Annotated in this window: 19 protein-coding genes and 1 tRNA gene; 9 read left to right on the top strand and 11 right to left on the bottom strand. The window is 69.0% G+C overall.

Annotation, left to right across the window (positions count from 1 at the left end; translation table 11 throughout):
- Positions 1–27: 27 nt before the first annotated feature.
- The 4 genes from ACIPFH_RS22760 (at position 28) to ACIPFH_RS22775 (ending at position 6,366) form a co-directional block, all read left to right on the top strand.
- Positions 28–1,470: an FtsW/RodA/SpoVE family cell cycle protein gene (locus tag ACIPFH_RS22760; protein WP_401828815.1), complete on the top strand. Its 1,443-nt coding sequence runs from the start codon at positions 28–30 to the stop codon at positions 1,468–1,470.
- A complete protein-coding gene (locus tag ACIPFH_RS22765) occupies positions 1,467–2,936 on the top strand; it encodes a peptidoglycan D,D-transpeptidase FtsI family protein (RefSeq protein WP_401828817.1) in 1,470 nt (489 codons plus the stop codon). Before ACIPFH_RS22760 ends, ACIPFH_RS22765 begins: the two co-directional genes overlap by 4 nt.
- A gap of 169 nt (positions 2,937–3,105) precedes the next feature.
- A complete protein-coding gene (pknB, locus tag ACIPFH_RS22770) occupies positions 3,106–5,082 on the top strand; it encodes a Stk1 family PASTA domain-containing Ser/Thr kinase (protein WP_401828818.1) in 1,977 nt (658 codons plus the stop codon).
- A 234-nt stretch (positions 5,083–5,316) separates the two neighbouring features.
- Positions 5,317–6,366: a restriction endonuclease gene (locus ACIPFH_RS22775; RefSeq protein WP_401828821.1), complete on the top strand. Its 1,050-nt coding sequence runs from the start codon at positions 5,317–5,319 to the stop codon at positions 6,364–6,366.
- Between the two features lie 101 nt (positions 6,367–6,467).
- On the opposite strand, the gene ACIPFH_RS22780 is transcribed toward ACIPFH_RS22775, so the two are convergent.
- Genes ACIPFH_RS22780 through ACIPFH_RS22805 form a run of 6 tightly spaced genes read right to left on the bottom strand, consistent with a single transcriptional unit; the run spans position 6,468 to position 10,739 of the window.
- Entirely contained in the window at positions 6,468–7,268 is an 801-nt protein-coding gene (locus ACIPFH_RS22780) for a class E sortase (RefSeq protein WP_401828822.1), read from the bottom strand.
- Positions 7,252–8,310, bottom strand: a complete 1,059-nt coding sequence (locus ACIPFH_RS22785) for a class E sortase (RefSeq protein WP_401828823.1) — start codon at positions 8,308–8,310, stop codon at positions 7,252–7,254. The genes ACIPFH_RS22780 and ACIPFH_RS22785 overlap by 17 nt, the downstream gene beginning before the upstream one ends.
- A complete protein-coding gene (locus tag ACIPFH_RS22790; protein ID WP_401828825.1) occupies positions 8,307–8,945 on the bottom strand; it encodes an aminodeoxychorismate/anthranilate synthase component II in 639 nt (212 codons plus the stop codon). Before ACIPFH_RS22790 ends, ACIPFH_RS22785 begins: the two co-directional genes overlap by 4 nt.
- Complete coding sequence (locus ACIPFH_RS22795; protein ID WP_142265183.1) at positions 8,942–9,103, bottom strand: hypothetical protein; 162 nt, start codon at positions 9,101–9,103, stop codon at positions 8,942–8,944. Before ACIPFH_RS22795 ends, ACIPFH_RS22790 begins: the two co-directional genes overlap by 4 nt.
- Before the next feature lie 52 nt (positions 9,104–9,155).
- Positions 9,156–9,845 carry a class E sortase gene (locus tag ACIPFH_RS22800; RefSeq protein ID WP_401829238.1) on the bottom strand — a complete coding sequence of 230 codons (690 nt, stop codon included), beginning with the start codon at positions 9,843–9,845 and terminating at the stop codon, positions 9,156–9,158.
- Between the two features lie 33 nt (positions 9,846–9,878).
- Complete coding sequence (locus ACIPFH_RS22805) at positions 9,879–10,739, bottom strand: DUF881 domain-containing protein (RefSeq protein WP_401828826.1); 861 nt, start codon at positions 10,737–10,739, stop codon at positions 9,879–9,881.
- A gap of 140 nt (positions 10,740–10,879) precedes the next feature.
- Between ACIPFH_RS22805 and crgA the strand changes: the two genes are divergently transcribed.
- Positions 10,880–11,134, top strand: a complete 255-nt coding sequence (crgA, locus tag ACIPFH_RS22810) for a cell division protein CrgA (RefSeq protein WP_069769324.1) — start codon at positions 10,880–10,882, stop codon at positions 11,132–11,134.
- 274 nt (positions 11,135–11,408) lie between these two features.
- Here the strand turns inward: crgA and ACIPFH_RS22815 are convergent, their stop codons facing one another.
- Positions 11,409–12,308 carry a rhomboid family intramembrane serine protease gene (locus tag ACIPFH_RS22815; protein ID WP_401828828.1) on the bottom strand — a complete coding sequence of 300 codons (900 nt, stop codon included), beginning with the start codon at positions 12,306–12,308 and terminating at the stop codon, positions 11,409–11,411.
- Positions 12,309–12,467: 159 nt separating this feature from the next.
- Positions 12,468–13,001, bottom strand: coding sequence for a peptidylprolyl isomerase (locus ACIPFH_RS22820; RefSeq protein ID WP_401828830.1), 534 nt, complete (start codon positions 12,999–13,001; stop codon positions 12,468–12,470).
- A 330-nt stretch (positions 13,002–13,331) separates the two neighbouring features.
- Between ACIPFH_RS22820 and ACIPFH_RS22825 the strand changes: the two genes are divergently transcribed.
- A complete protein-coding gene (locus tag ACIPFH_RS22825; protein ID WP_401828833.1) occupies positions 13,332–14,036 on the top strand; it encodes a DUF5324 family protein in 705 nt (234 codons plus the stop codon).
- 115 nt (positions 14,037–14,151) lie between these two features.
- Here the strand turns inward: ACIPFH_RS22825 and ACIPFH_RS22830 are convergent.
- A tRNA-Ala gene (locus tag ACIPFH_RS22830) sits at positions 14,152–14,224 on the bottom strand.
- A gap of 181 nt (positions 14,225–14,405) precedes the next feature.
- Between ACIPFH_RS22830 and ACIPFH_RS22835 the strand changes: the two genes are divergently transcribed.
- Both ACIPFH_RS22835 and ACIPFH_RS22840 read left to right on the top strand, forming a co-directional pair.
- The gene (locus ACIPFH_RS22835; protein WP_356261279.1) at positions 14,406–14,954 is read left to right on the top strand and encodes a DNA-binding protein; all 549 of its coding nucleotides are present in this window, start codon (positions 14,406–14,408) and stop codon (positions 14,952–14,954) included.
- A 184-nt stretch (positions 14,955–15,138) separates the two neighbouring features.
- Positions 15,139–17,130 (top strand): protein kinase, encoded by a 1,992-nt coding sequence (locus ACIPFH_RS22840; protein WP_401828835.1) that lies wholly within the window; start codon positions 15,139–15,141, stop codon positions 17,128–17,130.
- Here ACIPFH_RS22840 and ACIPFH_RS22845 read toward each other — a convergent pair.
- Positions 17,094–18,539 (bottom strand): hypothetical protein, encoded by a 1,446-nt coding sequence (locus tag ACIPFH_RS22845; protein WP_401828838.1) that lies wholly within the window; start codon positions 18,537–18,539, stop codon positions 17,094–17,096. The genes ACIPFH_RS22840 and ACIPFH_RS22845 overlap by 37 nt on opposite strands.
- A 203-nt stretch (positions 18,540–18,742) precedes the next feature.
- A complete protein-coding gene (locus ACIPFH_RS22850) occupies positions 18,743–18,871 on the bottom strand; it encodes a DLW-39 family protein (protein WP_003999697.1) in 129 nt (42 codons plus the stop codon).
- Between the two features lie 348 nt (positions 18,872–19,219).
- Between ACIPFH_RS22850 and ACIPFH_RS22855 the strand changes: the two genes are divergently transcribed.
- Positions 19,220–19,585 carry a DUF6344 domain-containing protein gene (locus tag ACIPFH_RS22855; protein WP_401828841.1) on the top strand — a complete coding sequence of 122 codons (366 nt, stop codon included), beginning with the start codon at positions 19,220–19,222 and terminating at the stop codon, positions 19,583–19,585.
- Positions 19,586–19,934 lie beyond the last annotated feature (349 nt).

Here is a 19,934-nt window from a genome sequence, read left to right on the forward strand (position 1 = left end):
GCAAGCCGTGAGAGGCCCCGTCACACGATGAGCAGTACAACCAACTCGCCGACGCACCACACGTCAACGATCGGCTCGATCGGCACCCCGAGCCGGCGCAACACCGAGCTCGCGCTCCTGGTGTTCGCCGTCGTGATCCCGGTCTTCGCCTACGCCAACGTGGGTCTGGCCATCAACGAGGAAGTGCCGTCCGGCCTCCTGAGCTACGGCCTCGGCCTCGGCCTGCTGGCCGGCGTCGCACACCTCGTCGTGCGCAAGTTCGCGCCGTACGCGGACCCGCTGCTGCTGCCGGTGGCCACACTGCTGAACGGGCTCGGACTCGTCGCCATCTGGCGACTGGACCAGTCCAAGCTGCTGCAGCGGATCGAACAGGCCGGTACCGCCGCGCCGCGGCAGCTGCTGTACACGGCGATGGGCATCGCGCTGTTCGTCGTGGTGCTGGTCTTCCTCAAGGACCACCGCGTCCTCCAGCGCTACACGTACATCTCCATGGTCGGCGCGCTCTTCCTGCTGCTGCTGCCGCTCGTGCCGGGCCTCGGCCAGAACATCTACGGCGCCAAGATCTGGATCTCGGTGGCCGGCTTCTCCATCCAGCCCGGCGAGTTCGCCAAGATCGTGCTGGCGATCTTCTTCGCCGGCTATCTGATGGTGAAGCGCGACGCGCTCGCCCTGGCCAGCCGCCGGGTCCTCGGCCTGTACCTGCCGCGCGGCCGCGACCTCGGCCCGATCATCGTCGTCTGGATCATCTCGATCCTGATCCTGGTGTTCGAGACCGACCTCGGCACCTCGCTGCTGTTCTTCGGAATGTTCGTCATCATGCTGTACGTCGCCACCGAGCGGACCAGCTGGATCGTCTTCGGCATGCTGATGTCCGCGGCCGGCGCGGTCGGCGTGGCCAGCTTCGAGTCGCACGTCCAGCAACGCGTACAGGCGTGGCTCGACCCGATGGGCGAGTACAAGCTCAGCCAGTCCGGCGCCCCCGGCATCCACTCCGAACAGGCCATGCAGGCGCTGTGGGCGTTCGGCTCCGGCGGCACGCTGGGCACCGGCTGGGGCCAGGGCCACTCCGAGCTGATCCGGTTCGCCGCCAACTCCGACTTCATCCTCGCCACCTTCGGCGAGGAGCTGGGCCTGGCCGGCATCATGGCCCTCCTGCTGCTGTACGGCCTGATCGTGGAGCGCGGCGTGCGTACCGCCCTCGCCGCCCGCGACCCCTTCGGCAAACTGCTGGCCATCGGCCTCTCCGGCGCCTTCGCGCTCCAGGTGTTCGTCGTCGCCGGCGGTGTGATGGGCCTCATCCCGCTCACCGGTATGACGATGCCCTTCCTGGCCTACGGCGGTTCCTCCGTCATCGCCAACTGGGCGCTGATCGGCATCCTGATCAGAATCAGCGACACCGCGCGCCGCCCGGCGCCCGCCCCCGCCTCCAACCCCGACGCCGAGATGACCCAGGTGGTCCGCCCGTCATGAACAAACCCCTGCGCCGGATCGCGATCTTCTGCGGCCTCCTGGTCCTCACCCTGCTGCTGCGCGACAACTACCTCCAGTACGTCAAGGCGGACAGCCTCGCCAGCGACACCAAGAACCGCCGCGTCAACATCACGCGCTACTCCACCCCGCGCGGCGACATCATCGTCGACGGCAAGGCCATCACCGGCTCGGTCGAGACCAGCGGCGACTACAAGTTCAAGCGCACCTGGTCCAACGGCGCGATGTGGGCGCCGGTCACCGGCTACTCCTCGCAGGCCTTCGGCGCCAACCAGCTGGAGCGGCTGGAGGACGGCATCCTCAGCGGCAACGACGACCGGCTCTTCTTCCGCAACACCCTGGACATGATCACGGGCAAGGAGAAGGAGGGCGGCAGCGTCGTCACCACCCTCAACGCCGCCGCACAGAAGGCCGCCTACCAAGGCCTCGGCGACAAGAAGGGCGCGGTCGCCGCGATCGAGCCGTCCACCGGCAAGATCCTCGCGCTGGTCTCCACACCGTCGTACGACCCGTCGAAGTTCGCCGGATCCTCCGACACGGACGCCGAGGCGTGGAACGCGGTCCAGAAGAAGAACGACCCCGACGACCCCATGCTCAACCGCGCGCTGCGCGAGACCTACCCGCCGGGCTCCACCTTCAAGGTGGTCACGGCCGCCGCCGCGCTGGAGAACGGCGAGGTCTCCGACATCGACGAGAAGACCGACACCCCGGACCCGTTCAAGCTGCCGCAGTCCAGCACCAAGCTCACCAACGAGCACGGCGCCTGCGAGAACGCCACGCTGCGCTACGCGCTCATGGTGTCCTGCAACACCGTCTTCGCGAAGATGGCCGACAACGTCGGCAACGAGAAGATGATCGAGCAGGCGAACAAGTTCGGTTTCAACGAGGCCGAACTGGACACTCCGGTGCGCGCCGCCAAGTCCGTCTACCCCGAGGACAACGCGCCGCAGAACGCTCTGGACGGCATCGGCCAGGGTTCCAACGCGGCCACCCCGCTCCAGATGGCCATGGTCGCCTCGGCGGTCGCCAACGACGGCAAACTGATGAAGCCGTACATGGTCGACCAGATCCTGGCCCCGAACCTGGACCCCTTGGACACGACGGAACCCCAGCAGCTGTCCCAGGCCGTCTCGGCCAAGACGGCGCAGGCCCTGCAGAAGATGATGGAGACGGTCGTCAACGACCCGCAGGGCACCGGCGGCAAGGCCAAGATCGACAACGTCGTCGTCGGCGGCAAGACCGGTACCGCCCAGCACGGCCTCAACAACAGCGAGAAGCCGTACGCCTGGTTCATCTCGTACGCGAAGCTGTCCGACGACAGCGCGCCGGTGGCCGTCGCCGTCGTCGTCGAGGACGGCTCCGCCAACCGCAGCGACATCACCGGCGGCGGTCTGGCCGGTCCGATCGCGAGGAACGTGATGAAGGCAGTCATCGACAGCAAGAAGTGACCCCCATCACGTCGCCTACACATCGGTGCACGTTGCGATACCGGTCCTGTATCGGGTGACGGGCTTGGCCAGGTCACAGAGCGCCATCCGGGTACGGTATGCCCGGACGGCAGCCTCCGGCCGCACACGTGTGCCGGTCGGGACCGACGGAGAGGGCTGGTAGGTAGCTATGGAAGAGCCGCGTCGCCTCGGCGGCCGGTACGAGCTGGGCCACGTGCTCGGTCGTGGTGGCATGGCGGAGGTCTACCTCGCGCATGACACCCGCCTCGGCCGCACCGTGGCGGTGAAGACGCTGCGCGCGGACCTCGCGCGCGACCCTTCCTTCCAGGCCCGGTTCCGCCGGGAGGCCCAGTCTGCCGCCTCGCTCAACCACCCCGCGATCGTCGCGGTCTACGACACGGGCGAGGACTACATCGACGGGGTCTCGATCCCGTACATCGTCATGGAGTACGTCGACGGCTCCACGCTCCGTGAGCTGCTCCACTCCGGCCGCAAGCTGCTGCCGGAGCGGACGCTGGAGATGACCATCGGCATCCTCCAGGCCCTGGAGTACTCGCACAGAGCCGGCATCGTCCACCGCGACATCAAGCCGGCGAACGTCATGCTGACGCGCAACGGCCAGGTCAAGGTCATGGACTTCGGCATCGCCCGCGCCATGGGCGACTCCGGCATGACGATGACGCAGACGTCCGCGGTCATCGGCACCGCCCAGTACCTCTCGCCGGAGCAGGCCAAGGGCGAGCAGGTCGACGCCCGCTCCGACCTGTACTCCTCGGGCTGCCTGCTCTACGAACTGCTGACGGTCCGCCCGCCGTTCGTCGGGGACTCCCCGGTGGCCGTGGCCTACCAGCACGTCCGGGAGGAGCCGCAACCCCCGAGCGTCTTCGACCCCGAGATCACCCCCGAGATGGACGCCATCGTCCTGAAGGCGCTGGTCAAGGACCCGAACTACCGCTACCAGTCCGCCGACGAGATGCGTCTCGACATCGAGGCCTGCCTCGACGGCCAGCCGGTCGGCGCGACGGCGGCCATGGGCTCGGTCGGTTACGGCGGCTACGGCGACGACCAGGCGACCACGGCCATGCGCTCCGCGGACGCCGGGGCCACGTCCATGCTGCCGCCCATGAACCCGGACGACGGCGGCTACGGCTACGACGACCGTCCCGACCGGCGCCGCCAGAAGAAGTCCAACGCCTCGACGATCCTGCTGGTCGTCGCCGCCGTGCTGGTGCTCGTCGGCGCGGTCCTGATCGGCAAGTGGGTGTTCAGCGGCGGCGTCAACAACGACACGGTGCCTGTGCCCAGCCTGCTCGGCCAGACCCAGGCCGACGCCCAGAAACAGCTGACCAACAGCGACCTCAAGCTGGGGACGGTCACCCAGAAGGCCTGCGAGGACCAGCCCAAGGGCAAGATCTGCGACCAGGACCCGGATCCCGCGACCAAGGTCGACAAGGACTCCACCGTCAACCTGGTGGTGTCCACGGGCGCGCCGAAGGTGGCCGTGCCGAACGTGATCGACAAGGACGTCGAGACCGCTACGAAGCAACTTGAGGACAAGGGCTTCGAGGTGCAGACCAAGCAGACGGAGTCCTCCCAGGAGGCGGGCACGGTCCTCAGTCAGGACCCCGACCCGGCCACGGAGCTGGAGAAGGGCTCGACGGTGACTCTCGAGGTCGCCAAGGCCGAGGAGAAGTCCACCGTCCCGGACGTCTCCAACAAGAGCTGTGACGAGGCCAAGGCCCAGATGCAGCAGAACAACCTCAAGGGCAACTGCGTCGAGGTCGACACCCAGGACCAGAACCAGGTCGGCAAGGTCATCCAGACCGTCCCGTCGATCGGCTCCCAGGCCGACAAGGGCTCCACGGTCCAGATCCAGATCGGCAAGAGCACCCAGACCCAGGTCCCGAACAACCTCCAGGGCCTGAGCGTGAAGGACGCCAAGAAAGCGCTCCAGGACGCGGGTCTGAACGTCGGCAACATCACCGGTAACTCGGACGACGACGCCCAGGTCATCAGCTCGGACCCGGCCCCCGGCAGCACCGTCAACAAGGGGCAGACGGTCAACCTGGTCGCCTTCAAGAACGGCGACAACAACAACGGCGGCAACAACGGCGGTGTCAACTTCTTCGGCGGCACCGGCGGTTAGCAGCCGCGCATGGCAGGAGCGTGGGCCCCACCGGATGCGTCCGGTGGGGCCCACGCCTTTGTGCGGTGCGAGCTCGGTCCGAGGTCCGCTCCACTCTTTCGCCTCAATCGACCGCAGCACCCGCCGCCAAAAGATCGTGTCTTCATATCTGCCGACTCGTTGATCGATTGGGGTGGGGTGTCGCGTCACAGCTCTGCCCTGGCCGCACGGCTCGACCGGAACAGAGGGGCAGACGTGATCCACGAATCGGCACTGCTTGAATCCAAGAGTCTGCGCGACAGTGCGCTCGACCGCACGGACGTACTCGACAGGGTGAAGGCACTGTCACTGCTGCCGGACGGGATGCATGTGACCACGGCGATGGTGGCGGCGTACTTCGGCGTCACCGCCGAGGCCATCCGCCAGCTCAAAGCACGGCACCATGGGGAGCTGTCGGGCAACGGAATGCTCACCCTGCAGGGCCCTGACCTGGCAGAGTTTAAGCGTGACGTCCTGTCACGCTATCCGGGGGGTTATCCACAGCCCCGGTCCAGCCTCACTCTCTACTCCCGTCGCGCGGTCCTCAACGTCGCGATGCTCCTCCGGGACAGTGAAGTCGCCCGTCAGGTGCGCACATACCTTCTCGACATGGAGTACCGGGCGCGGACGCAGCCCGTGGACAACCCGGTCCCCTCGCACTCCGTGTCCCTCGACGACCGGATCGACCAGCGCATCACCCACATCCTCGGCGAGACCGTCGTACCCATGTTCAACGCCCTGATCGAGACATCAGGCGAGCATCAGCGGGAGCTGATCGCACTCCGAGCAGGCGTCCAGCAGGTCGAAAAGCGGCTCCGGCAGCACCACGCCCGGCTGCATCGGCTGGAAGGCCCACGTGAGGACCGGCCCCTCGCCGGAGTCATGGCCTCCATGGACGCCATGAACGGACGCGAGTTCGAGGAGCACATCGCCACCCTGCTGCGCCGCGACGGCTGCACCAATGTCGTCGTGCAAGGCGGCGGAAGGGACCGCGGCGTCGACATCACCGCCCTCACGGCCCACGGGCGACGCCTCGTCGTGCAGTGCAAGAGGTTCGCGCCCCACCTCTCCATCACCAGCCCCGAGCTCCAGAAGTTCCTCGGCGCAGCCAAGGTCCTGCACGACTTTGAGGTGGCACTGTTCGTAGCCACCTGTCCCTTCACACGTGATGCCCTCAACATCGCCGCCGAGACCGGCATCACCGCCGTGCACCGGGGGCTGCTGGAGGAGTGGAGCGCTGGGGCGGCCCTGACGGTTCTCGAGTAACCACGGGCCCCAGGCAGAAGGCCCGAAGCCGCAAAAGAAGGTTGCGGCTTCGGGCCTTCATCATGCTAGGTGAAAGCTCTCCCGAAAGGAGGCCTGTCACTTCAGCTCAGTTCCTTCGGCGGGGTCCGGTCCGCGTCCACCTTCTCCACCCGCACCAGCTCCCCCCACACCACGTACCGGTACCGGCTGGTGTACACCGGCGTGCAGGTCGTCAGGGTGATGTAGCGGCCGGCCTTCTTCTTGCCGGACTCCTTCGGGACCTGGCCGAGGACCTCGACGTTGTACTTCGAGGTCTCGGGAAGGACCGCGTACACCTTGTAGACGTACCAGTCGTCCCGCGTCTCGAAGACGATCGGATCGCCCTTCTCCAGCTTGTCGATGTTGTGGAACTTCGCGCCGTGGCCGTCGCGGTGGGCGGCGAGCGTGAAGTTGCCCTCCTTGCCGCTCGTCGGGAGAGCGGCCTTGAAGGGGTCGGTGTAGTAGCCGGCGACACCCTCGTTGAGGATCTTCGACGAGGTGCCCTTCGCCACCAGCACCTCCCCGTTCCTCATCGCGGGAACGTGCAGGAAGCCGATGCCGTCCTTGGTGTCCAGCGCCCCCGGGCCGGTGTCCTCCTGCGCCCAGTTGTCGCGCACCTTGTCGCCCTGCCGGTCCGCGTGCCGGTCGGCCACGACGTTGGTCCACCACAGGGAGTAGACGACGAACAGGCCGAGCACCAGGCCCGCCGTGATGAGAAGTTCGCCGAAGACGCTGACGGCCAACGCGATCCTGCCGCCCCCGCGGCGCCGCGGCGCCGGTTCGGGCGCATCCACACGCGCGTGCTCTTCGTGCTCGGTGTCGCCGGTGGTCGCTGCCACGTTCCTCTGCCCTCGCTCGACTGCGTGCCTACTCGACGAGCGCATCCGGCTTGCCCTTGCTGCGCGGCCGTTCCTCGACCATCTTGCCCCAGACGATCAAGCGGTACTTGCTGGTGAACTCCGGCGTGCAGGTGGTGAGGGTGATGTACCGGCCCGGCCCGGTGAATCCGGAATCCGGCGGCACCGGGTCCAGAACACTCGTGTTGCTCGGCGCGGTCACCGGCAACGAGGACGCCATCTTGTAGACGAAGTACTCGTCCTGCGTCTCGACGACGATGTCGTCGCCCGCCTCAAGCCTGTTGATGTACCGGAACGGCTCGCCGTGCGTGTTGCGGTGACCCGCGAGTCCGAAGTTGCCGGTCTTCGCGTCGGGCATCGCCGTCTCCAGCGGGCTCTCGCCGTAGTGCCCCACCATGCCCTTGTCGAGCACCTTCTTGTTGCTGATGCCCTCGGCGATCGGCACCACCACATCCAGCTTCGGAATGTGCAGGATGGCGAAACCCTGCCCGGGCGAGAACACCCCGGGGGCCCCCTTGCCGCTCGCCCAGTCGTTCTGGAGGCTGCTCGCCTCCTTGTCCGCCTGCGCGTGCGCCCGCACGTTCGTCCACCACAGCTGGTAGGTGACGAACAGCAGCATCAGCACGCCCGTGGTGATGAACACCTCGCCGACCGCCCGGCTGGCGACCACGGCGGCGCCCGGCTTACGGGCCCGTTGCCGCCGGCGCGCCTCGACGCGCGACAGCGGCCGCTCGTCCTGCGCGGGCGCGTCGGCCCCGTGGTACGACTCCGAGACCTCTCCCGGGCCCCCATGACGGCCACGACGGCCCTTGGCGGCCTTTCTGCGGGCCGCACGCCCACCGGCCGGGGTGCCAGGGGCAGGAGAGCCTGTTGAGCCGCCAGAAGCGGAAATGCGGCCGCCGCCCGACATGGACGCGGGCGGCGGGATACGCAGCGCCACCGTCTCATCGTCCATCGGCGGCTGGTACGGCTCCCCGGCGTAGGGGGCCGCCCCGTAGGCATCACCGCCGAAGGACTCGTACGACGCGGTGCCGTACGAGTCCTCGCGCTCGGGACGCAGCGCGGTCACGCCGTGGCCCTGCCCACCACCGGGGCGAGCCCCGCCGACCTCGCCACCGCGCCCTGGTCGCCGCACTCCACCAGCCAGTTGGCGAGCATCCGGTGCCCGTGCTCGGTCAGCACCGACTCCGGATGGAACTGAACTCCCTCGACGGACAGTTCACGGTGGCGCAAACCCATGATGATCCCGTCGTGCGTACGGGCCGTGACCTCGAGTTCGGCCGGGACCGTCGCCGGCTCGGCGGCCAGCGAGTGGTAGCGGGTCGCCGTGAAGGGGGTCGGCAGGCCCGCGAACACGCCCCCGCCCCCGTGCTCCACCAGCGAGGTCTTGCCGTGCAGCAGCTCCGGCGCCCGGTCCACCACACCGCCGTACGCCACCTGCATCGACTGCATGCCCAGGCAGACGCCGAAGACGGGGACACCGGTGGCCGCGCAGTGCCGGACCATCTCGACGCAGACGCCGGCCTCCTCGGGCGTACCCGGCCCGGGGGACAGCAGTACGCCGTCGAAACCTTCCTGGGCGTGGGCCGTGGAGACCTCGTCGTTGCGCAGGACCTCGCACTCGGCGCCCAGCTGGTACAGGTACTGGACCAGGTTGAAGACGAAGCTGTCGTAGTTGTCGACGACAAGGATGCGCGCGCTCACTGGTTGTCCACCGTCACATCGTTGAAGGGAAGCAGCGGTTCGGCCCACGGAAAGACGTACTGGAACAGCGCGTACACCACGGCCACGACCAGCATGATCGAGATCAGCGCCTTGGCCCACGCGTTTCCCGGCAGATGCCGCCAGATCCAGCCGTACATGCCGTCCCTTCCGTCGCATCACGGCACCTGACTCACGCCGTACGCCACCAGACTAACGGCGCAAGGCCTTCGGTTCGCCTGCCTCCACGGGCTGTGTGGAGTCCAGGTGCGCCCAGACGATCAGCCGGTGACTGTGCCCCCATTCCGGATCGCACGTGGTCAACGTCAGGTACCGGCCCGGACGCGTATACCCCGACTTACGTGGCACAGCGTCGATCACCTCGACGTCCGAGGGCACGGTTTTGTACGGCCCTTTGTCGATCCGATAGGTGAACCACGTCGTCCCGTCCGTCAGCACCACCGCGTCCCCCCGCCCGAGCTTCGGAAAGTCCTTGAACGGGTCGCCGTAGGTACGGCGGTGACCTGCGACGGAGAAGTTCCCGGTCTGCCCGAGCCGCGCGCTGCCCGCGTAGTGCCCCAGTCCCTTCTTCAGGGTGCCGGCGGCGGTCCCCTCGAGCACCGGCTTGTTCCACGTGAAACCGAGCCGCGGGATGTACATCACCGCGAAGGGCTTGCCGCTCCGGTACGGCGCCGTCGCCGGCGGCACGGTGGCGCTCGCGCCGGGGGCGGGGGCGGGGCCCGCGGTCTGCCGGTCCCACTGGTCGTGGAGATCGTCGATCTGGTCGCCCATGACACGGTCGGCCTGCACACCGGTCCAGAACAGCACGTAGACGACGAAGAGGACGATGACCGTGCCGGCGGTGATGCACAGCTCGCTGAACGTCCTGACGATCACCCGCACCGACACAGGCGCCCCCCGGCGGCCGCTACCCCACTACTCCACAGGCTTGGCGTAGTGCAGATCCACTGTGCCCGAGTAGCCCGGCAGAGTCACCGCCCCGTCCTCGGTGACTTTCCAGCCGAGGCCGTAGACGTTCACGTAGACCATGTAGTTCTGGATCGCCGGAGCGTCCGCGAGCGCCTGCTGGAGCTTCTCCGGGTCGCCGACCGCCTGGATCTTGTACGGCGGCGAGTAGACGCGGCCCTGGAGGATCAGGGTGTTGCCGACACAGCGGACGGCACTGGTGGAGATCAGCCGCTGGTCCATGACCTTGATGCCCTGGGCGCCACCCTGCCAGAGCGCGTTCACCACGGCCTGGAGGTCCTGCTGGTGGATGACCAGGTAGTCGGGCTGCGGTTCCGGGTAGCCGGGGAGCTTGGCGGTGGCGTTCGGCGGGGCGTCGTTGAGGGTGACCGTGATGGCCTTGCCCTTGACCTTCTGGGTCCCGGCCTTCTTCTCCAGCCCCGCGAGCTTGTCGTCCTGGGCCCGGGTACTTCCGTCGTCGGCCTCGGCCAGGGACTCCACGTCGTCGCGCAGGGCCCCGTTCGCCTCGTCCACCTCGCCGTTCTTCTGGCTGCGTTCCTGGATGAGGTCGGACAGCTTCAGCAAGGAGGCGTCCGTGCGGATGTTGGTGCCCTTGGCCGTGTTGAAGCTGGTGAAGAAGAGCAGGCCGGCGAGGGCGAAGACACCCACTGTGAGCACCCGCACGGGCCGGAAACCGCCCCGGCGATCGTGCGAAGAGGCCTGGGACGCGGCAGGGGAGGAGGCCGGCGAGGGCTCCGGAGCGGAAACAGGGGCGGGGTCGGGGGCGGAACCCGTTGTACCCGTCCGGGGGGAGTCGGCAGAATTGCTCAACGTACCCTTATCTCCTTCGGCGCCGTAGAAGCACTACGCTAACGGACGCCCGGGGGAGCCCCTCAGTCCCCTGGCACGCAGCCCCCGAGCCCGATCCAGCACCTGCGCGGCCACGCAGCGCATCGACAGGAGAGACCCTCGTGCCGAAGTCACGTATCCGCAAGAAGGCCGACTACACGCCGCCCCCGGCGAAGCAGGCGACCGCCATCAAGCTGAACAGCCGCGCCTGGGTCGCCCCCGTGATGCTGGCCATGTTCCTTATCGGGCTCGCCTGGATCGTGGTCTTCTACGTGACCGACGGGTCACTGCCCATCGACCAGCTGGACAACTGGAACATCGTGGTGGGCTTCGGGTTCATCGCGGCCGGGTTCGGCGTCTCCACGCAGTGGAAGTAGCGCTGGAGACAGCGGGGGCGACGCGGGGCGAGTAGCTCTGCCCAGGGGTATCCCCTGAGTTATCCACAGCAGTTTTCCACATGGGGAAAAGAAAGACGATCTGTGGATAACTCATCGAAGGTTGACGCCGGTGTGACCTAACTACCGGCTTCCACCTTCACTCGAATGCCTGTTCGCCCCCTGCCTGACCTGTGCAAACGCAAGTCGGTGGCAGGGGGCACAGCTGTTCCCGCACGTTGTGCACAAGATTCGGCACAGACTGTGGACAACGTGCTCAGGTGAGCTGGACGGTCCTCAGGAGCGTCACCACCACGACGACCGCCAGCACCACCGCACAGGTTCCGTACTGCACGAGAGCGCGGCGCTCGCGGGGGGCGTGGACCATGCCGATGCCGATGACGACACCGGCGACCAGGCCACCGATGTGGGCCTGCCAGGAGATGCCGTTCCAGCCGAAGGTGATGACCAGGTTGATCACCAGCAGGGCGATGACCGGCCGCATGTCGTAGCGCTGCCGGCGCACCAGCACGGCGAGCGCGCCGAACAGACCGAAGATGGCCCCGGAGGCACCCAGCGAGGCCTGGTTGGGCTCGGCGAGCAGGTAGCTCAGCGCGCTGCCGGCCAGGCCGGAGACCAGATACAGCGCGAGGTAGCGGACCCGGCCGAGGGCCGCTTCGAGGGGACCGCCGATCCACCACAGACTGAGCATGTTGGACAGGATGTGGATGTAACTGCCGTGCAGGAACATCGAGGTCAGCAGCCGGTACCACTGTCCTTCGGCCACGCCCTGGACCTCGCCGTACCCGAGGGCGGGCATGATCGCGCGGCCGATCAGGTCGAACCGCTCGGTGAAGGTGTCGCCGACAGCCTGCTGGGCCAGGAAGAACGCCAGGTTGAGACCGATGAGGATCTTGGTGACCAGGTGGGGATCCGCGGTGACCGCGCCCCCCGCGAGCGTGCGGGGCTGCGAGGCGTCTGGCGCGTGGCCGGTGCCGGATCCTTCGCGGACGCAGGTGGGGCACTGGAAGCCGACGGAGGCGCTGACCATGCACTCCGGGCAGATCGGACGCTCGCAGCGGGTGCAGCGAATGCCGGTCTCCCGGTCGGGGTGCCGGTAACAGACGGGCAGGCCGCTCTGCGCGTCGTCCTGTCGGCTGCCAGGCGCCTGATCCATGGGCTCCCCCAAGTAAGTCGTCCGAGCCGTCGTGGTCGGAGAGGTCGGCGTACCCCGGCGTAGTCGGAAAGGAACCGCCCTGCTCATCCTTACGGACGGACAGGGCGATTGGTTCCCGGTGATTCGTCTGGTTCCCGGTGGTCCGCCGCGGGCGTCGCCTCAGCCCTTGCGGCTCTCGACGACGACCGACTCGATGACGACGTCCTTCAGCGGACGGTCGGTGCGCGCGTTGGCCGGGGTGGCCGCGATGACGTCCACCACCTTCTGGCCGGCCGGGTCGACGACCTCGCCGAAGATGGTGTGCTTGCGGGTCAGCCAGGCCGTCGGGGAGACGGTGATGAAGAACTGCGAGCCGTTGGTGCCCGGGCCGGCGTTCGCCATGGCCAGCAGGTAGGGCCTGTCGAAACGCAGGTCCGGGTGGAACTCGTCCTCGAACTGGTAGCCGGGGCCGCCGGTCCCGTTGCCCAGCGGGTCGCCGCCCTGGATCATGAATCCGCTGATCACCCGGTGGAAGACCGTGCCGTCGTACAGCTTGTCCGAGGACCGCACGCCGGTTTCCGGGTTGACCCACTCCCGCCCGCCGGTGGCGAGCTCGACGAAGTTCTTGACCGTCTTCGGGGCGTGGTCCGGGAACAGCCGGATCTCGATGTCGCCGTGGTTGGTCTTCAGGGTGGCGTAAAGCTGCTCGGCCACGGTCTGCCTTCCGTTGTCTCTCTGTGAGACCCAGATCCTCGCACGGCCCGGAGCGGGCGTCGCCCGACGGACGATCCGGTACCGGAACCGACGGTTGGGGTACGGAAAAGCGCCCGACTCGGCCGGGACGGGAGCGGGCGGGGCCGATCCGTGGCATCGTCGGCTTTGTCGCCCTGTCGACCCTCTATTGCCATTGTCCCGATCCATCCCCTATCGCATGTGATCAGCACCCGTATGCCTGCCCGCGCATGCCGCGACAGCCATTCGCAGGCATGATCCGTAAAAGGGTGGAAAGTCGAAATACCGTACGCCACCGAGGAGGAGGAACCCGTGACCCGCATCGACAGCGTGCGCGCCGCGACCGGCTCGGCGAAGGACAGCGTGCTGCACGCCGCGGAAGTGGTGGCGCCCTACGCCGACACGGCCAAGGAACGGGCCGCGCTCTACGCGCATGAGGCCCGTGTACGGCTCGCGCCCAAGGTGTCGCAGGCCGCCGAACAGGCCCGCGTGCAGTATGACGCCCACGTCGCCCCGCGTCTGGAACAGGCGAAGACACATGTCCCGCCGAAGGTCGACCTGGCCGCGCAGGAAGCGGCCGCCCGCACCAGGCTGGCCGCACGGCAGGCCGCCGACTACTCCCGGCCGAGGATCGAACAGGCGGTGGCCGCGGCCGGGCCCGTGAAGGACGAGGCCGCCGCTCGCGGCGTCGCCGCGCTGGCCGCCCTGCGCGGCCAGGTGACGCCGAAGGAGATCGAGAAGCTGGTGCGCAAGCACCGGCGGCGGGCCAAGGCGGGCAAGCTCGCCAAGGCGCTGGCCGTGCTCGGTGCCGTCGCCGGCGGTACCTACGCGGCCTGGAAGTGGTGGGACAAGCAGGCCAACCCGGACTGGCTGGTCGAGCCGCCGGCGGCCACGGAGGTACCCGCCTCGAGCGGTCTGACCTCGGTGGACGGCAGCGGCGACCCGGCGGTCCTCGACCCCGAGGTGCAGGCCAAGGAGGCCGAGGAGGACGCCGCGAACCGCGACGACCGAGGCTGAGCGACCGACGCCTGTAGCTGAGCGGTCGGCGCCCGTAGCTGAGCGGTCGGCGCCCGCACTCCACGGAAAAGACCCCTCCCACCTGCTTATCCGCAGGTGGGAGGGGTCTTCTGTGTGGAGCCTAGGGGAGTCGAACCCCTGACATCTGCCATGCAAAGACAGCGCTCTACCAACTGAGCTAAGGCCCCGCTAGAGACGTCCGGCCAGAAGAACCTCGTACTGCCGGGCGCCGCAGACCAGAGTACCGGGTCACCCGGGGTATCTCGCAAAAAGATTGGGGGTCCCCGCAGATGACCACTCTCCGTAAGATGCTCGGACCGGGTTCGCTACAGCGAACCTCGGTTTCTGGGGAAGCGATGGGGAGACGCAATGGACGCCGCACAGCAGGAAGCGACCGCGAGAGCGCGGGAACTGCAGCGGAACTGGTACGGGGAGCCGCTGGGGGCGCTCTTCCGTAAGCTCATCGACGATCTTGGCCTCAACCAGGCTCGTCTCGCGGGGGTACTGGGACTGTCGGCACCGATGCTGTCGCAGCTGATGAGCGGTCAGCGGGCGAAGATCGGCAACCCGGCGGTGGTGCAGCGGGTGCAGCTGCTCCAGGAGTTGGCGGCGCAAGTCGCGGACGGCAGCGTCAGCGCCGCCGAGGCGACCGAGCGCATGGACGAGATCAAGCGGTCGCAGGGGGGCTCGGTGCTCAACAACACCACACAGACGACCAGCAGTTCGGGGGCGCCCACGGTCAAGCGGGTCGTCCGCGAGATCCAGTCCCTGCTGCGTTCGGTCGCCGCAGCCGGCGACATCATCGACGCCGCCGACACTCTCGCCCCGACCCACCCGGAACTGGCAGAGTTCCTCCGGGTGTACGGCGCCGGCCGTACCTCCGACGCGGTCACGCACTACCAGTCCCACCAGAGCTGAGCCCTCGGCCCGGTCGCCGAAGGGGGTTCGGCAGCCGGGCAGTCGGCAGTTCGGGGGGGCTGGGAACGCAGGACGCGGCAGAGGCGCAGCAGGGGACACGGGGGCCGGGGGGTCGTATCGCTCATCGCGGGGGTAGCAGAGGGGGAGACCCGAGCGGGACAAGGGGGAGGAGCGAGGCGCAGCCATGGGTGAGGTCTTCGCCGGACGGTACGAACTGGCCGATCCGATCGGTCGCGGAGGTGTCGGTGCGGTCTGGCGCGCCTGGGACCACCGCCGCCGCCGCTACGTGGCCGCGAAGGTGCTCCAGCAGAGCGACGCGCACGCACTGCTGCGGTTCGTCCGTGAGCAGGCGCTGCGCATCGACCACCCGCATGTGCTGGCGCCCGCCAGTTGGGCCGCCGACGACGACAAGGTCCTGTTCACCATGGATTTGGTGGCCGGCGGTTCACTGGTCCATCTCGTCGGCGACTACGGTTTGCTGCCCCCGGTCTTCGTGTGCACGCTGCTCGACCAGTTGCTGTCCGGGCTCACCGCGGTCCACGCGGAGGGTGTCGTGCACCGCGACATCAAACCCGCCAACATCCTGCTGGAGGCCACCGGGACGGCCCGGCCACGTCTCAGGCTCTCCGACTTCGGTATCGCGATGCGGCTGGGCGAGCCCCGCCTGACCGAGACCAACCTCGTGGTCGGAACGCCCGGTTACCTCGCACCCGAGCAGATGCTGGGCGCCGACCCGGACTTCCCGGCGGACCTGTTCGCCGTCGGCCTGGTCGCCCTGTATCTGCTGGAGGGCGCCAAGCCGGACGCCAAGGCGCTCGTCCAGTACTTCGCGGAGCACGGGACACCGGGCGCCCCCAAGAGTGTTCCGGAGCCGCTGTGGCAGGTGGTCGCCACCCTGCTCCAGCCGGACCCGCAGGCACGTTTCCGTACGGCCACGGGGGCGCGCAAAGCGCTCGCGGCGGCCGCTGAGCTGCTTCCCGAGCCCGGCCCCGACGACGAGCTGATCGAGATCTTCGACCAACTCGGCCCGCTGCCCGCGGGTTTCGGCCCCGACGGCCCGCCAAAGCCTCCTCGGACGCCCGGCCACCGCCCCGTCCGCCGAAACACCGCACCCGACTCGGCAGACCTGGGCGCCGTTTACGCCCCGGACCGCCCGAACGCCGTACCGACCCCGGGTCTCCCGAACGCCGTACCTGATTACGGACGCCCCAACACCGCACCCGGACCGGCCGGCCAGGGCACCGCTCGCGATCCAAACCACCCGACCACCGCGCCCGTGTCGGGCGGCCCGGGCACCGGCTCGCTGCCCGCCCGTCCGGAAGCGGCCCCCGATGCGGCCCCTCCGGGCACCGGATCTTTCCCCTTCGGTCCCACGGCGGCCGCCACTCCGGTCCACCCCGGCAGGGATGATCTGCCTCCCCGGCCGGACTCGGCACCCGAGCCGGGCCGCCCGGGCAGCGGCAGCGGCAACGGCAACGGCAACGGCAACGGCAACGGCAACGGCTCGGTGTGGCCGGGCGGAGACTCCGTACGCCCCGCCTTCGGCGATGCCCCACGCTCCGTACGTTCTGCCTCAGGCCATGCCCCGGACCCTGCCCCGAGGGAGGGGCCGGACGACGCACCGCGGAACCCGGATTCGGTGCCTACCGACCCCCGTCGTCACACGCTCCCGGCCCAGGGACCGACGACCCCGGCCACCGCTCTCGGACCCGCTCCCCTCCCCTCCATGTCGGACACCGGGAGCTTCCACCTACCGCCTCCGCAACCGACGGGCGGCTCCTTCCCCGAGTCCGACTCCGCCTCCCCGGAGCCCCCCACTCCGCATCCCCCCGCCCACGCACCGGCCCCCGGCCCCCTGGCCGCGCCCCCGTACGAGCCCACGTTCGTGTTGCCCACCCGTGGTCGGCGCGGTGACGTGTCCACCGCCTCGTACACCACTCAGGACCCTCACGGCTCCCAGGCCTCTCAGGCCCCACTGGCCCCTCGTAGGCCTCATACGCCTCATGGCCAGCAGGGTCCGGCTTCCGCGCGGGCCGCCTCGCCGCACGGCGGTCGCCGGGGGCATCGCGCCGCCCGCCGTGAGCGTCCCGGTCCACCCGCCAAGGTCGCGCTGCCGCTGCTGTTCCTCGCGCTGGCCTGCTACGCCGTCGGGTTCTGGGCGTTGACGCGCATCTGAGCCGCCGCCCGGCGCCGGGCGGCCAGCGTCCATACGGCGAGCACCATCAGCAGCGCGCTCCCGGTGCCGATGCCGCCCACGGCGACCGCTGTCATCGCGGGGTCGCCGCCCGACGCACCGTCACCCGACGCGTTGCCGCCCGCCGCCGCGCCCGCCGCGGGTTCGGGGTCCGGCGCTCCGACGTCGAAGAAGCCGCGGGGCGCCGACTGCCGCGCGTATCCCGGTCCGGGCTGTGTGCTTCCGCCGACACGGACGCGCAGGGTCAGCCCGTAGGGCCCTTCGCCGAAACGGTCCGCCACCTGTTCGGCGAGGTGCACCACGAGGTAGTACGAGCCGGCGAACCGCAGGGACGTCGTCGGGTCGGTGGGGGCGTACCGGTTGGCGTACCCGACGGGCGGTACCGGGGGCAGAGAGGCCGACTTCTGGCTGCCGCCGTAGCCGATGCTCGTGTCCTTGACGTCGGCTCGCACCGGGTTGTAGAGGGTCAGGTCCAGGGCGTCGACCACGTACCCGGAGTTCTTGTCCGCGCTGCCCAGGTCGACGGTCGCGGACGGCTGCCGTCCCCAGTCGACGGGCACCTTGTAGAAAAGGGTCTGCCCGGGGACGATCTCGTCGCTCCATACACCCTCCTGCACGGCGGCCGCCCCGGCGAAGCCCGCCCCGCCCCGGACGGAGGCCGGCTCGCCGACAACGGGCGTGGGCGTCGCGGAGTCCCACGCCTCGGGCACGTTCGTGGCGGCCGCCTTCTCCAGGGGCGGTTCCGAGACGGGCGCGAGCTCGAGGTCCCAGGGCTGGGCGGCGGAGGGGTCCGTCTCTCCTTCGCCGGTTCCGGTGTCGGAACCCGTGCCGATGCGCTCGACGACGACGTAGTACGTACCGGCCTTCCGACACAGCCCCTTACCCGGCAGCAGCTCACGCGCGCCCCAGGCGGTGAGCGGCTGCGGGCTCCTGGAGGCGCCGACGGTCACGGAGTCGGAGGAGCATCTGACGCTGTCGGCGTCCTGCACGGAGACGCTGATCCCGTCGCCGGCGGAGAGCGCGGCTCCCGCGCGCGGGATCGCCGTGACGGAGACATACACGTTCGACCTGCCGTCGAGTTCCAGCCGGTAATAGACCTCGGCCTTCTCCTCGCCCTGGCTCCCGCCCTGGCTCCCGTCCTGGCTCTGGCCTGAGTCCTGGAGGGAACTCCTGTACGTCGCACCTGGCTCGAGTCGTACGGCGTCGGTGGTGCCGGTCGCCGCCGGGGCGCTGCGGACGTCGTCGGCGAAGGCGTACGGAGGGACGTCCGGCGCGGCCACCGCGACCTGTCCGGGCAGCACCGCCGACGACACGCAGAGCACCGCTCCCACGACCGTGCTCCGCACGACGGCCCGCCACACGGCCGCTCCACGCCCCGTACGCCGGGCCATCGACCCCGCCCCCTCGCCTTCGACCGAACGTGGGCCATCCTGCCCCGCACGCGCGCGTGCCACCCCCGCATCCCGTACGGGCGTCCGAAAATCCCGCCTCTAACCGCAGGCCGGGGGATCCGCAACATGGCCGGGGGGACCCGCAACACAAAACCCCGACCGCGAGCGGCGGCCGGGGTTTGCTCAGTCTTCGGTATCGATACTCACGAACCCGTGGGCACGGAGTCAGTTGCCTCCGTCCACAGATCCTGCTCGGCGCGATCCGCCTGGATCTGGCGGTACACAAGGAGCCCGCCGATGGCGGCCAGTGCGACCAGGAGAAGCTTCTTCACCGCGCGACCTCGTCTTTCTTTGACGTTGGGGACCTCTGGCGCCCGACTATACACACCGACCGATATCGATCGGTGACCTGCGTCCGGCCCTCAACTCCCGCCTTCGGCAGCGCAGTAGGACCGGATCACATCGCTCGGATCGGAGGGTGATCACACTTGGACAGACCGTGATGTTTATACCTCTTCATCCCATCTGGTCCATTTTCTCCATTTTTAGAGCGCTTTGCATGCATACGGGTGGTGTTCATCAGAACAACACCACCCCGCGAGCGTCGGTCCACCACTTCGCACCGCCCCTACACATCATGAGGAAAGTACGCAAATCGCCAGACCCGAAAGTGAGGGGCCATGACCGAGAACCGGGTCATGAAGCTGTGGACCGCCATCGTCACCGCCGTGCTCGCGCTGTGCACGGCGCTCGGACTCATCACGACGACCGCCGGCACGGCGGCCGCGCAGACCCTTCCGACGCGCGGCGGCGAGAGCGCCACCGCGGCGGACACGACGGCGTGGCCGACGGTCTCGGCCCCCTGGGTCTGGCCCCGGGCCCGATCCCTGCCCCCCACGATGAAGCAGCGCATCCGCGCCGAGGCGCACGGCAAGTCCCCCAGCTGCCGCCACCGCGGGCTCCCGGACACGGAACCCGCCGAGCACACCACGGCCTCCTGCGACCCCGCGGACCCCGCCGAGCCGGCCATCCCCCTCCAGCGCTGAGCCCCACGGCACGCCGCGTGCCGACTCCCCCGACGTAACGGCGAACTTGCGTACAGCCCGCACGAGAAGGCCCGGCAGCTCCCCAGGAGCCACCGGGCCTTCGCCGTGCTCCCGCCGCCGCATCCGTCCCGGGCTCACCGGCGACCCGCGGCCCGTCGGTCGAGGTCACCCGGAGATGCAGCAGACCCCCGGTCCACTGGACCGGGGGTCTGCTGGCTGGTGGGGCTGACAGGATTTGCCCCTGTGGCCTCATCCATATCAGGTCGATCACGGGGGTCTGCCGATCGGCCAACTGCCGCTGCGCCGCGGTCGATCGTCCACCGAGGCCCGGTGCTGACCGCTGCGGTTC

Source organism: Streptomyces sp. NPDC088157, from assembly GCF_044741545.1.
Classification (GTDB): domain Bacteria; phylum Actinomycetota; class Actinomycetes; order Streptomycetales; family Streptomycetaceae; genus Streptomyces.

Excerpts from the sequence above, each read along its gene's own strand:
- ACIPFH_RS22840 (WP_401828835.1), top strand. The coding sequence starts at position 15,139 with ATGGGTGAGGTCTTCGCCGGACGGTACGAACTGGCCGATCCGATCGGT.
- ACIPFH_RS22855 (WP_401828841.1), top strand. The coding sequence starts at position 19,220 with ATGACCGAGAACCGGGTCATGAAGCTGTGGACCGCCATCGTCACCGCC.
- pknB (WP_401828818.1), top strand. The coding sequence starts at position 3,106 with ATGGAAGAGCCGCGTCGCCTCGGCGGCCGGTACGAGCTGGGCCACGTG.
- ACIPFH_RS22795 (WP_142265183.1), bottom strand. The coding sequence starts at position 9,103 with ATGTACGGCTGGATCTGGCGGCATCTGCCGGGAAACGCGTGGGCCAAG.
- ACIPFH_RS22780 (WP_401828822.1), bottom strand. The coding sequence starts at position 7,268 with ATGCGCTCGTCGAGTAGGCACGCAGTCGAGCGAGGGCAGAGGAACGTG.
- ACIPFH_RS22815 (WP_401828828.1), bottom strand. The coding sequence starts at position 12,308 with ATGGATCAGGCGCCTGGCAGCCGACAGGACGACGCGCAGAGCGGCCTG.
- ACIPFH_RS22760 (WP_401828815.1), top strand. The coding sequence starts at position 28 with ATGAGCAGTACAACCAACTCGCCGACGCACCACACGTCAACGATCGGC.
- ACIPFH_RS22835 (WP_356261279.1), top strand. The coding sequence starts at position 14,406 with ATGGACGCCGCACAGCAGGAAGCGACCGCGAGAGCGCGGGAACTGCAG.
- ACIPFH_RS22845 (WP_401828838.1), bottom strand. The coding sequence starts at position 18,539 with ATGGCCCGGCGTACGGGGCGTGGAGCGGCCGTGTGGCGGGCCGTCGTG.
- ACIPFH_RS22765 (WP_401828817.1), top strand. The coding sequence starts at position 1,467 with ATGAACAAACCCCTGCGCCGGATCGCGATCTTCTGCGGCCTCCTGGTC.